9 protein-coding genes are annotated in these 12192 nt (G+C 72.1%); 7 read left to right on the top strand and 2 right to left on the bottom strand.

The window, feature by feature from the left end:
* The first annotated feature begins 144 nt into the window (after nucleotides 1-144).
* Entirely contained in the window at nucleotides 145-819 is a 675-nt protein-coding gene (locus tag ACIRBY_RS18290; protein ID WP_403901648.1) for a GntR family transcriptional regulator, read from the top strand.
* An 89-nt stretch (nucleotides 820-908) separates the two neighbouring features.
* On the opposite strand, the gene ACIRBY_RS18285 is transcribed toward ACIRBY_RS18290, so the two are convergent.
* Nucleotides 909-1667, bottom strand: coding sequence for a hypothetical protein (locus ACIRBY_RS18285; protein WP_403901646.1), 759 nt, complete (start codon nucleotides 1665-1667; stop codon nucleotides 909-911).
* 190 nt (nucleotides 1668-1857) lie between these two features.
* Nucleotides 1858-3534, bottom strand: coding sequence for a PucR family transcriptional regulator (locus tag ACIRBY_RS18280; protein ID WP_403901599.1), 1677 nt, complete (start codon nucleotides 3532-3534; stop codon nucleotides 1858-1860).
* A 253-nt stretch (nucleotides 3535-3787) separates the two neighbouring features.
* On the opposite strand from ACIRBY_RS18280, the gene ACIRBY_RS18275 reads away from it, so the two are divergent.
* The 6 genes from ACIRBY_RS18275 (at nucleotide 3788) to ACIRBY_RS18250 (ending at nucleotide 12179) form a co-directional block, all read left to right on the top strand.
* Entirely contained in the window at nucleotides 3788-4681 is an 894-nt protein-coding gene (locus ACIRBY_RS18275) for a xanthine dehydrogenase family protein subunit M (protein ID WP_045951909.1), read from the top strand.
* Between the two features lie 2 nt (nucleotides 4682-4683).
* Nucleotides 4684-5283: a (2Fe-2S)-binding protein gene (locus tag ACIRBY_RS18270; protein ID WP_403901597.1), complete on the top strand. Its 600-nt coding sequence runs from the start codon at nucleotides 4684-4686 to the stop codon at nucleotides 5281-5283.
* A 2-nt stretch (nucleotides 5284-5285) separates the two neighbouring features.
* Nucleotides 5286-7682, top strand: coding sequence for a xanthine dehydrogenase subunit D (gene pucD / locus ACIRBY_RS18265; RefSeq protein ID WP_403901596.1), 2397 nt, complete (start codon nucleotides 5286-5288; stop codon nucleotides 7680-7682).
* A 323-nt stretch (nucleotides 7683-8005) separates the two neighbouring features.
* Entirely contained in the window at nucleotides 8006-9469 is a 1464-nt protein-coding gene (locus ACIRBY_RS18260; RefSeq protein ID WP_403901594.1) for an NCS2 family permease, read from the top strand.
* Between the two features lie 118 nt (nucleotides 9470-9587).
* The gene (locus tag ACIRBY_RS18255; RefSeq protein ID WP_403901593.1) at nucleotides 9588-10751 is read left to right on the top strand and encodes an XdhC family protein; all 1164 of its coding nucleotides are present in this window, start codon (nucleotides 9588-9590) and stop codon (nucleotides 10749-10751) included.
* A gap of 114 nt (nucleotides 10752-10865) precedes the next feature.
* On the top strand, nucleotides 10866-12179 hold the full coding sequence (locus tag ACIRBY_RS18250) for a YncE family protein (protein ID WP_403901591.1): 1314 nt from the start codon (nucleotides 10866-10868) through the stop codon (nucleotides 12177-12179).
* The last annotated feature ends 13 nt before the right edge of the window (nucleotides 12180-12192 follow it).

Raw genomic sequence — 12192 nt, 5'->3', positions numbered from 1 at the left:
GCGATCCGTCCGCACCCCTGCCGCACCCGGCTCCTTCACGTGATCCGCGCCTCGCGCACCCCGGAGCCCCGGTGGCCGTCACCTATCCTCGGAACCGGTCGAGACCCGGAGGAGGACCGAGTGCGCGGAGCGGCCCATGCCCCGGTGTCGGAGCCGTCGGAGCCGTGCGGCCCGGCGGCGCGGCCGGTGGTGCCGGCGCAGAAGGTGCTGCGGCACTCGGTGCGCGGACAGGTCCTGGACGCCCTGCGCGCGGCCCTGGTCGACGGGGAGCTGGTGCCCGGTGAGATCTACTCGGGCCCCGCGCTCGGCGAGCGCTTCGGGGTCTCCGCGACCCCCGTCCGCGAGGCGATGCAGCAGCTGGCGCTGGAAGGGGCGGTGGAATGCCTGCCCAACCGGGGCTTCCGGGTGCTCACCCGGACCGCCCGGAGCCTGGCGGAGCTGGCCGAGGTGCGGTCCCTGATCGAGGTGCCGGTGATGCTCCGGCTGGCCCGCTCCGTGCCCGCGGCCACCTGGGAGGCCCTGCGTCCGGCGGTCCTCGCCACGGCCGAGGCGGCCGCGGCCGGGGACCTGCCGGCGTACGCGGAGGCGGACCGGGCCTTCCACCGCGCGGTGCTCTCGCTGGCGGGCAACGGGCAGCTGGTGCAGATCGCCGAGGAGCTGCACCGGCGGGCGCAGTGGCCGCTGCCGGGTGCCCCGCGGGTGCGGCGGGCCGATCTGGTGGCCGACGCGGCCGAGCACTCGGCCCTGCTGGAGGCCCTGATCGCCCGGGACCTCCCGGTGGTGGAGTCCCTGGTCCGCGAGCACTTCGCGGGCGCGTGACCGCCTGCGCGGCCGTGCACGGCCCCGCCGGCGGTCGAGGCGCGGGGGTCCGGGGGCGGATCCCCCGGGAAGCCCCGCGCGGCGGTGGGTCAGGACGGCAGGGGGTGGAGCTGTTCCGCCAGCCAGGTGGGGATGCCGCCCAGGAGGTGGAACAGGCGGCGCGCCTCCGCCCGCAGCCGGCTCGCCTCGGGCTCCGGCTCGGCCTCGGCCAGTGCCGCCAGCGCCGGGGCCGTGCCCACCAGGAAGCCCAGGTCCTCCCGGATCCGCAGGGACTCCGCGAAGCCCTTGCGGGCCTCGGCCACCTCGCCGTCCCGCAGGGCCAGCGCGGCCAGGTGGCGCCAGGTGAAGGACAGCAGCAGCGTGTCCCCGTGCGCCTCGGCCCCCGCGTGGGCGCGGTGGTAGGCCGGCCGGGCCGCCTGGGGGGCGTCCGCCAGGTGTTCGGCGACCAGCCCCCGCCGGAAGTCCAGCAGCGGGCGGGTCCGCGACCCCGGCGACAGCAGGGCCGCCGCCCGGCCGAGCGCCGAGCGGGCCTCGTCCGCCCGGTCCCGTACGCCGAGCACCGTGGCGGCGTAGGCCAGCTGGCCCCGCTCGCAGGCGGCCGCCCCGCGGTCGTCGTCGTCCCGGGCGGTGGCCTCCGCCACCCGGAGCGCGTCCTCCGCCTCGCTCCAGCCCTGCCCGGTGAACAGGCACCGCTCCACCAGGAGCGCGGTCCGCTGGACCGCCGCCCCCGCCTCGTGCGCGTGCGGCGTCAGCAGGGCCGCCGCATCCGTCCAACAGCCGCGCGAGCGCAGCCGCCATATCGCCCGCTGGAGGGGGTCGTCGCCCCCCGTTGATCCCGCACCGGACATGGCGGTATCCGCCACATTGCCCTCCCCGAAGCAACCAAGCAGCACGTCGTTGAGCCCTGGGGCGAAATGAGAGCACGGATCGGCTGCCTCGGCCAAGGGGTCGGGTGAACTCTTTCACAAAGTCCGGACGGTTCGTCAGCGTTCCCCGTCCGGACCCTTCGCGGCGCCCGGCTCCCCGACCTGCGGGGCGTCAGCTCATGCGCAGTGCCAGGAAGAAATCCAGCTTGTCCTCCAGCCGCGAGAGGTCGCGCGCCGTCAGCTGCTCGATTCGCCCGACCCGGTAGCGCAGCGTGTTGACGTGGAGGTGCAGCCGCGTGGCGCAGCGGGTCCAGGAGCCGTCGCAGTCGAGGAACGCCTCCAGGGTGGGGATGAGCTCCGCCCGGTGCCGGCGGTCGTAGTCCCGCAGCGGGTCCAGCAGCCGGGCCGTGAAGGCGCGGCGCACGTCGTCCGGCACGAACGGCAGCAGCAGCACGTGCGAGGCGAGCTCGTGGTGGCCGGCGGCGCAGACCCGGCCCGGACGGGCGGCGGCGACCCGGCGGGCGTGCCGGGCCTCCTCCAGCGCCCCGCGCAGCCCCTCGGCGGAGTGCACGGCCGCGCTGACGCCCAGGGTGAGCCGGCCGTCGTCGGCGAGGCCGGCCGCCAGGGGTTCGCGCACGGTCGCCAGCAGCACGTCGGCGTGCAGGGCGGAGTCCGGGCCCTTGTCCTCGCCGGCGTCGCCGGGCAGCGAGGGCAGCGGCACGAGGGCGATCGCCTCGTCGCCGGCGTGGGCCACCGCGATCCGGTCGGACGGCTCCGGCCCGGACAGCGACGGGTCGACCAGGATCTCCTCCAGCAGCGACTGGGCCACCGGGCCGCCGGGGATGTCCCCGCCCTCCCAGTCCACCCGCGCCACCACGACCTGCCAGTGCGGGGCGGAGCCCAGCCCGGGCAGCAGCACCGGGGCGGCCACCCGCAGGCGGGCGGCGATCTCGGCGGGCGGCGCGCCCGTCTGGACCAGCTCCAGCACCTCCTGCGCCAGCCGGCGGCGCACCGTGCGGGCCGCGTCGCGCCGGTCCCGCTCGACGGCGATCAGCTGGGTGACCCCCTGGAGCAGGTCGAGCCGCTCGGCGGGCCAGTCGCCCGCGTCCGCCTCGACGGCCAGCAGCCAGTCGGACAGCACGCTCTCGCGCACGTCACGGGCCCCGGGGCCCTGGCCGCGGCCCGCTCCCCTGATCGGGAAGAGGGAGTAGGTAATACCCTGGATGGACAGCCGGTGCGGGCCCCTGCGGCCGGTCCGGACCGCCGCGAGGTGTTCGCTCGCCAGCGTCGCACAGACGCCCGGGGCCAGGGGTTCGCCCGCTCCGGCGATCTGCCGGCCGGTGGGGGAGAGCACCCAGGCCCGCAGATCGAGGTCCGTGGTGAGGAGATCCAGCACCACATCGGGTCCGCCGCCCGCGGGGCCCGAGGTCATCAGCCGCCGGTGCCGGTCGACGACCGCCGCGAGGTCGCCCGCACGCTCGCCGGACACCTGCCGCACGACGTACTCGGTGATCGTGGCGAATGCAACGTCCTCGTTCACGGCGAACAGCGGGAGCCGGTTGCGCCGACAGGCTGAAACGAGATCATCGGGGATGTCCCCGAGTTCCGCCTCGCCCGCCGCGAGGCCGGCCACGCCCGCGCTCGCAAGAATTCGTACGAATGGCTCGGAGTCGGCTGAATTTCTTCGCCATGCCAGGCCGGTGAGGACGAGTTCTCCTCCCGAGAGATACCGGCTGGGATCCCTCAGGTCGGTCGTCATGACCCCGCGGACCGTCCGGTCGAGTTCTTCCTCGCCGCCCAGCAGCCGCAGCCCCAGCGCCTCGGTTTCCAGCAGTGCGCGCAGCCGCATGATGTCGCCGCCGATCTGTCTCGAATGTTGCCGTTGGAAATCGGGCAGGTCGTCGCATCCTGCCTTTCATACGAATCTACAAGACGAGGGAGGCACCCAGCCAACTCCTTCATGGTTTCGGTGACTGCACCCGGGGACCCAGGGCTTGTGTACTGGCTCCACACCGCGTTAACAGCACGTGAACGACCAGTCGAGGGCCCCTAGGCCTCCTGGCTTGAAGTGAACGGCCCGACTAAGAAGAAGAGAGCCGCACATGGACTTCCTTCGCCCCGCCAGCTGGGAGGAGGCACTCGCCGCCAAGGCCGAGTACCCCACAGCTGTGCCGATTGCGGGTGGCACCGACATCATGGTCGAGATCAACTTCGACCACCGCCGTCCGGAATACCTCCTGGACCTCAACCGCATCGAACTGCTGCGGGAGTGGGAGGTCGGCGAGGAGGTCACCAAGCTGGGTGCCTCCGTTCCGTACACCCAGATCATGGAGAACCTGCGCGGTACGCTGCCGGGTCTCGCGCTCGCCTCGCACACGGTCGCGTCCCCGCAGATCCGCAACCGCGGCGGTGTCGGCGGCAACCTCGGTTGCGCCTCCCCCGCCGGTGACTCGCACCCCGCCCTGCTGGCCGCCGGCTGCGAGGTGGAGGTCGAGTCCGTACGCGGCTCCCGCCTGATCCCGATCGACGAGTTCTACACCGGTGTGAAGCGCAACGCGCTCGCCGCCGACGAGCTCATCAAGTCGGTGCACATCAAGAACGCCACGGGCCCCCAGCAGTACTCGAAGGTCGGCACCCGCAACGCGATGGTCATCGCGGTGTGCGGCTTCGGCCTCGCGCTGCACCCCGACACCCGCACCGTCCGTACGGGCATCGGCTCGGCCGCCCCGACCCCGGTCCGGGCCAAGGCCGCCGAGGAGTTCCTGAACGCCGCGCTCGAAGAGGGCGGTTTCTGGGACAACGGCAAGGTCATCACCCCGTCGATCGCCAAGCAGTTCGGTGAGCTCGCGTCCGCCGCGTGCAACCCGATCGACGACGTCCGCGGCACGGCGAAGTACCGCCGTCACGCGGTTGGCATCCTTGCTCGCCGCCAGCTCGTCTGGACCTGGGAGCAGTACCGCGGCACCAACGGCCGCTCGCTTGAAGGGGCTGCGTAACCATGCGCGTCAATTTCACCGTCAACGGTCGTCCGCAGGAAGCCGACGACGTCTGGGAGGGCGAGTCCCTCCTCTACGTGCTGCGCGAGCGCCTGGGCCTGCCCGGCTCGAAGAACGCCTGTGAGCAGGGCGAGTGCGGTTCCTGCACCGTCCGCCTCGACGGCGTGCCGGTCTGTTCCTGCCTGGTCGCGGCCGGTCAGGTCGAGGGCCGCGACGTCGTGACCGTCGAGGGCCTGGCCGACTTCGCCAAGCAGCGCGAGGAGCACGGCCACGCCTGCGGCACCGGCGCCTGCGGCGGCGGCAAGGGCGTGTCCACGGACGAGGCCAAGCAGTGGTCCGCCAAGGGCACCGACTCCCAGACCGGTGAGGGCGTGGAGCTCTCCGACATCCAGCAGGCGTTCATCGACGCCGGCGCGGTCCAGTGCGGCTTCTGCACCCCGGGTCTGCTGGTGCAGGCCGACGCGCTCCTGGAGCAGAACGCCGACCCGTCCGACCAGGACATCCGTGAGGCCCTGTCCGGCAACCTCTGCCGCTGCACGGGCTACGAGAAGATCCTCGACGCGGTCCGCCTCGCGGCCGCCCGTCAGGGAGAGGCGGTCTGATCATGGCTCAGAACACCCGCACCGTGGGTACGCCGACGAACGTCACCCAGAAGCACAACAAGGGCGGCATCGGCGAGTCCACGCTCCGTCCGGACGGCACCCTCAAGGTCACCGGCGAGTTCGCGTACTCCTCGGACATGTGGCACGAGGACATGCTGTGGGGCCAGACCCTGCGCAGCACCGTCGCCCACGCCGAGATCGTCTCCATCGACATCTCCGAGGCCCTGGCCATGCCGGGCGTCTACTCGGTGCTGACGTACGACGACCTGCCGGCCGAGATGAAGAACTACGGCCTGGAGATCCAGGACACGCCGGTCCTCGCCAACGGCCGCGTACGCCACCACGGCGAGCCGGTCGCCCTCGTGGCCGCCGACCACCCGGAGACCGCCCGCCGCGCGGCCGCCAAGATCAAGATCGACTACAAGGAGCTGCCGCTCGTCACGGACGAGGCCTCCGCCCTCGCCGCCGACGCGCCGCTGATCCACCCCGGCCGCGACGACCACCACTCGGGCCACGTCCCGCACCCGAACATCGTGCACCGCCAGCCGATCATCCGCGGCAACGTGGAGGAGGCCCGCAAGCGGGCCGACGTGATCGTCGAGGGCGAGTACACCTTCGGCATGCAGGACCAGGCCTTCCTCGGTCCGGAGTCCGGCCTCGCCGTGCCCTCCGAGGACGGCGGCGTCGACCTCTACGTCGCCACCCAGTGGCTGCACTCGGACCTCAAGCAGATCGCCCCCGTCCTCGGCCTGCCCGAGGAGAAGGTGCGCATGACGCTCTCCGGCGTCGGCGGTGCCTTCGGCGGCCGCGAGGACATCTCGATGCAGATCCACGCCTGCCTCCTGGCCCTGGCCACGGGCAAGCCGGTCAAGATCGTCTACAACCGGTTCGAGTCCTTCTTCGGCCACGTGCACCGCCACCCGGCGAAGCTCTGGTACGAGCACGGCGCCACCAAGGACGGCAAGATCACGCACATGAAGTGCAGGATCGTGCTCGACGGCGGCGCCTACGCCTCGGCCTCCCCGGCCGTCGTCGGCAACGCCTCCTCCCTCTCGGTGGGCCCGTACGTCATCGACGACGTGGACATCGAGGCGATCGCGCTCTACACGAACAACCCGCCCTGCGGCGCGATGCGCGGCTTCGGCGCCGTCCAGGCCTGCTTCGCGTACGAGGCCCAGATGGACAAGCTCGCGGCGAAGCTGGGCATGGACCCGGTCGAGTTCCGCCAGCTGAACGCCATGGAGATGGGCACGATCATGCCCACCGGCCAGGTCGTGGACTCCCCGGCCCCGGTCGCCGAGCTGCTGCGCCGGGTCAAGGCCCGCCCGCTGCCGCCCGAGCGCCAGTGGGAGACCGCCGGCGAGGCCGCGGACCTGCGCGCGCTGCCCGGCGGCCTGTCGAACACCACGCACGGCGAGGGCGTCGTCCGCGGCGTCGGCTACGCGGTCGGCATCAAGAACGTCGGCTTCTCCGAGGGCTTCGACGACTACTCCACCGCCCGCGTGCGCCTGGAGGTCATCAACGGCGAGCCCGTCGCGATGGTGCACACGGCCATGGCGGAGGTCGGCCAGGGCGGCGTCACCGTCCACGCGCAGATCGCCCGCACCGAGCTGGGCGTCACGCAGGTGACCATCCACCCGGCCGACACCCAGGTCGGCTCCGCCGGCTCCACGTCCGCCTCGCGGCAGACGTACATGACCGGTGGCGCCGTGAAGAACACCTGCGAGGCGGTGCGCGAGGCGCTGCTGGAGATGGGCCGCCGCAAGAACGGCTCGTACCACCCGGCGTGGGCCCACGCGGAGCTCCTCCTGGAGGGCGGCAAGGTCGTCACGGACGGCGGTGAGGTCCTCGCGGACATCGCCGACATCCTGGAGAACGAGGCCATCGACCTCGAACTCGAGTTCCGCCACCGCCCGACCGTCGCGTTCGACCTGGTCACCGGCCAGGGCGACGGCCACGTCCAGTACACCTTCGCCGCGCACCGCGCGGTCGTCGAGGTGGACACCGAGCTCGGCCTGGTCAAGGTCGTCGAGCTGGCGACCGCCCAGGACGTCGGCAAGGCGCTCAACATGCTCTCCGTGGTGGGCCAGATCCAGGGTGGTACCACCCAGGGCCTCGGCGTGGCGGTCATGGAGGAGATCATCGTGGACCCGAAGACCGCGAAGGTGCGCAACCCCTCCTTCACGGACTACCTGATCCCGACCATCCTCGACACCCCGACCATCCCGGTCGACGTCCTGGAGCTCGCCGACCCGAACGCGCCGTACGGCCTCCGCGGTCTGGGCGAGGCCCCGACCCTGTCGTCCACCCCGGCCGTCCTCGCGGCGATCCGGGCGGCGACCGGTCTGGAGCTCAACAAGACGCCGATCCGTCCGGAAGCCCTCACCGGGACCCTCTAGGAACGGCACGGTCCGGGGGCCGCGAGGCCCCCGGACCCCCCGACTCTCCGGGCGGTGTGGCACGGGAACGTCACACTTGCCGCCCACACCGCCCGGAGCACCGAACCAACCGCACCGCTCGCGGTCGGCTCCACTCCGCAGTACCCCTGCAAGAACCCCCACGTAGTACCAGCGGTCACCCCCGCACTACCCGCAGTACACGCAGTGCACATTCCGCGTCGCCTCGGGCCGTCACCCCGGGTCGTGCAGCCAACGCAGTTTCCCAAATCCCGCGTCTCCAATCTTTTTGCGGGTGCCCCTTTGAACCTTGGGAGTTAGGCACCATGACCCAGTCGTCTGTGGAGCCCAAGACCACCGCGGAAGAGGCCGGCGACGGCTCTCTGAACCCCGCGGGGCGTTCTTGGCTCGACCGTTACTTTCACATCACCCATAGAGGGTCGAGCGTCGGTACTGAAATTCGTGGCGGCGTCACGACTTTCATGGCGATGGCGTACATCCTCCTGCTCAACCCGCTGATCCTCTCCGGCAAGGACGTCGCCGGAGACACGATGAGCCAGAAGGCCCTGATCACGGCCACCGCCTTCGCGGCGGCCGCGACCACCCTCCTGATGGGCTTCATCGGCAAGGTCCCGCTGGTCCTCGCCGCCGGCCTCTCCGTGTCCGGCGTCCTGTCCTCGCAGGTCGCCCCGCAGATGACCTGGCCGCAGGCCATGGGCATGTGCGTGATGTACGGCGTCGTGATCTGTCTCCTGGTCGTCACCGGCCTCCGCGAGATGATCATGAACGCGATCCCGCTCGCGCTCAAGCACGCGATCACCATGGGCATCGGCATGTTCGTCGCCCTGATCGGTCTCGTGAAGGCCGGCTTCGTCGGCAAGGGCCCCGAGTTCGGTCCCCCGGTCCAGCTCGGATCGGTCGGCGAGCTCGCCGGCTGGCCCGTCCTGATCTTCTGCATCACCCTGCTCGCGATCTTCATGCTCCAGGCCCGCAAGGTCCCGGGCGCGATCCTGATCGGCATCGTCGGCGGCACCGTCATCGCGGCCATCGTCAACGCCGTCGTCGACATCGACCCGAAGGCCTGGAAGAACGGCCCGCCGGTCCTCGACGGCTCCGCGATCTCCATGCCCGACTTCTCGCTCTTCGGCAAGGTCGAGTTCGGCGGCTGGGGCGACGTCGGCGTCATGACGGTCGGCATGATCGTCTTCACGCTCGTGCTCGCCGGCTTCTTCGACGCGATGGCCACCATCATCGGCGTCGGCACCGAGGCCAAGCTGGCCGACGACCAGGGCCGCATGCCGGGCCTGTCGAAGGCGCTGTTCATCGACGGCGCCGGTGGCGCCATCGGCGGCATCGCCGGCGGCTCCGGCCAGACGGTCTTCGTCGAGTCCGCCACCGGCGTCGGCGAGGGCGCCCGCACGGGTCTCGCCTCCGTCGTCAGCGGCCTGCTCTTCGCCGCCTGCCTCTTCTTCACCCCGATCACCCAGATCGTCCCGGGTGAGGTCGCCTCCGCGGCCCTGGTCGTCATCGGCGCGATGATGATGCAGAACGCCCGCCACGTGGACTGGGCCGACACCGCGACCGCGATCCCGGTCTTCCTGACCGTCGTGATCATGCCGTTCACGTACTCGATCACCCCCGGTGTCGCCGCCGGTGTGCTCTCCTACGTCGCCATCAAGGTCGCGCAGGGCAAGGCCCGCGAGATCGGTGGCTTCATGTGGGCGCTCACCGTCGTCTTCGTGGTCTTCTTCGCCCTCCACCCCATCGAGGCGTGGCTCGGCGTCAAGTAGTCCGGCGAAGATCGGTACGGACCCGACCGGCATCCGGCTCCCTAGGCCCGGTGCCGGTCGGGTCACCACCTTTCACGCAACCCATACTGGAAAACGAACCTCTCCGAGGAGGCCGCACATGCTGGACATCGCCGAAGAACTGAACCGGTGGGTCGAGCAGGGACGTGACTTCGCCGTCGCCACCGTGGTGGCGGTGGGCGGCAGCGCGCCCCGGCAGCCCGGAGCCGCCCTCGCCGTCGACGGCGAGGGCACGGCCATCGGCTCGGTTTCCGGCGGCTGCGTGGAGGGGGCGGTGTACGAGCTGTGCCGCCAGGCCCTCGAAGACGGCGAGACCGTCCAGGAGCGCTTCGGCTACAGCGACGACGACGCCTTCGCCGTGGGTCTGACCTGCGGCGGGATCATCGACATCCTGGTCACCCCGGTCCCGGTGGGCTCCCCGCAGCGCGAAGCCCTCGCGACCGCCCTGCGCGCCGCCTCCCGGGGCGAGGCGGCGGCCCTGGCCCGGATGGCCGAGGGCCCGGCCGAGCTCAAGGGCCGCGCCCTGGTCGTCCTCGGCGACGGCGCCTTCGAGGGCGGCTTCGGCGGCCACCCCGAGCTCGACCGCACGATCGCCGAGGAGGCCCGCGCCATGCTGGACGCCGGGAAGACCGGCGTGCTGGAGATCGGCGCCGACGGGCGGCTCTGCGGAGAGCCCCTCAAGGTCCTCGTCGAGTCCAGCGTCCCGCCCCCGCGGATGATCGTCTTCGGTGCCATCGACTTCGCCTCCGCCCTGGTGCGGATCGGCAAGTTCCTCGGCTACCACGTGACGCTGTGCGACGCCCGGCCCGTGTTCGCCACGGAGAAGCGCTTTCCCGAGGCCGACCGGATCGTGGTCGACTGGCCCCACCGCTACCTGGAGGCCGAGGCCGGCTCCGGCGGCGTCGACGCCCGCACCGTCCTGTGCGTGCTCACCCACGACGCCAAGTTCGACGTCCCGCTCCTCGAACTGGCCCTCAGGCTCCCCGTCGCCTACGTCGGCGCCATGGGCTCCCGCCGCACGCACGAGGACCGCAACGAGCGGCTGCGCGACGTCGGTGTGACCGAGCTCGAACTGGCCCGCCTGCGCTCCCCGATCGGCCTTGACCTGGGCGCCCGCTCCCCGGAGGAGACCGCGCTGTCCATCGCCGCCGAGATCGTGGCCAACCGCCGCGGCGGTACCGGAGCCGCCCTGACCGGCGCGCACCTCCCGATCCACCGGGACTCCTCGAACACCGTGATCGGCCGCATCGGCTCCGTCGCCTGAGCGGCGCCCCGCCCGCCCGATGACAGAAGGCGCAGCCCCGAGGGTTGCGCCTTCTCGCCGTCCCGCCTACTTTACCGCCCGGTAACGACGCCTTCCCACAACGGAGTTGAGCGGATGTCCCGGTACGGTCGCACCTCCTCGCGCATCCCCGCCCGCAGCCTCCGCCTGGCGTGCGCCCTGGCGCTGGCGGGTCTCGCGGCCGGCCTCGCCCCGGCCGCCGCCGCGCCCTCGCCGCAGACGCCGCCCACGGCCGCCGGGCTGCGGGAGGTGCTCTTCGTCGGCAACAACTGGGAAGGCACCGCCGACGTCCTCGCCTCCACCGGCGACCTCGCCCGCGTCGGCAGGATCGACGTGATCCCCGACAAGGAGGAGCGGCTGCGGGAGATCTACCTCGACCCCGTGAAGCTCGGCTTCTTCCTCGGCATCCGGGCCACGGCCGGCGAGGGCCACGACCAGTTCGTCGACGACATGTACACCACCCCGGACGGTACGGCGGTGGTCGTCTCCCGCCCCAGCTTCGCCGACGTCGTCTCCGTGGACCTGCGCTCCGGACGGATCAACTGGCGCTTCCCGGTGGCCGGTTACCGCTCCGACCACATGGCCGTCTCGCCCGACGGCACCCGGGTGGCCGTCTCCGCCTCCACCGCCAACACCGTCCACGTCCTCGACATCGCCACCGGCCGGCAGGTCGGCTCCTTCGCCACCGGCGACAAACCGCACGAGAACACCTTCACCCAGGGCGGCCGCCTCCTGTGGAACAGCTCCATCGGCGACGTCACCTCCTCCCTCGACGCGCCCTGGCTGGACTGGACGAAGGGCGACCGCAGGCTCACCGTCGTCGACGCGCAGACCTTCCGCCCGGTCCGCACCGTCGACATGCGCGAACGGCTCGACGCCTTCGGCCGCAAGGACCTCTCCGACGCCGTCCGCCCGATGGCCTTCACCCCGGACGGGTCCACGCTCTACTTCCAGGTCTCCTTCTTCAACGGCCTCGTGGAGTACGACGTCGCCGCCGACCGCATCACCCGGGTCAAGACCCTCCCGGCGAACCCCGCCACCAGCACCGACCGCACCACCTGGGTCAACGACTCCCGCCACCACGGGCTGTCCGTGAGCCCCGACGGGACCAGGCTCTGCGTCGCCGGCACGATGGACGACTACGCCACCGTCGTGGACCGCGCCACCCTCGCCGAGGGCCCCCTCGTCCCCGCCGACAAGCCCTACTGGGCCACCGTCGACGGCGACGGCAAGGGCTGCGTCATATCCGAGAGCGGCGCCGACCGGGTCACCGCCATCGACTTCGCCACCGGGGCCAAGCGGGTCTCCGTCCCCGTCGGCGACCACCCCCAGCGGGTCCGCCTCGGCCGCGTCCCGGCCGACTGGAGCGGGCCCGGCGCCCGGCAGGCCCCGGGGGCCGCCCGGGAGTAGCGTAGGAAGGGGG

This window comes from Streptomyces sp. NPDC096136 (genome assembly GCF_044763325.1).
Taxonomy (GTDB): Bacteria; Actinomycetota; Actinomycetes; order Streptomycetales; family Streptomycetaceae; genus Streptomyces.
Note: the sequence above shows the minus strand (reverse complement) of the source record. Positions and strands in the feature narration are given on the sequence as shown.

Excerpts from the sequence above, each read along its gene's own strand:
- ACIRBY_RS18260 (WP_403901594.1), top strand. The coding sequence starts at position 8,006 with ATGACCCAGTCGTCTGTGGAGCCCAAGACCACCGCGGAAGAGGCCGGC.
- ACIRBY_RS18270 (WP_403901597.1), top strand. The coding sequence starts at position 4,684 with ATGCGCGTCAATTTCACCGTCAACGGTCGTCCGCAGGAAGCCGACGAC.
- ACIRBY_RS18275 (WP_045951909.1), top strand. The coding sequence starts at position 3,788 with ATGGACTTCCTTCGCCCCGCCAGCTGGGAGGAGGCACTCGCCGCCAAG.
- pucD (WP_403901596.1), top strand. The coding sequence starts at position 5,286 with ATGGCTCAGAACACCCGCACCGTGGGTACGCCGACGAACGTCACCCAG.
- ACIRBY_RS18285 (WP_403901646.1), bottom strand. The coding sequence starts at position 1,667 with ATGTCCGGTGCGGGATCAACGGGGGGCGACGACCCCCTCCAGCGGGCG.
- ACIRBY_RS18250 (WP_403901591.1), top strand. The coding sequence starts at position 10,866 with ATGTCCCGGTACGGTCGCACCTCCTCGCGCATCCCCGCCCGCAGCCTC.
- ACIRBY_RS18255 (WP_403901593.1), top strand. The coding sequence starts at position 9,588 with ATGCTGGACATCGCCGAAGAACTGAACCGGTGGGTCGAGCAGGGACGT.
- ACIRBY_RS18280 (WP_403901599.1), bottom strand. The coding sequence starts at position 3,534 with ATGCGGCTGCGCGCACTGCTGGAAACCGAGGCGCTGGGGCTGCGGCTG.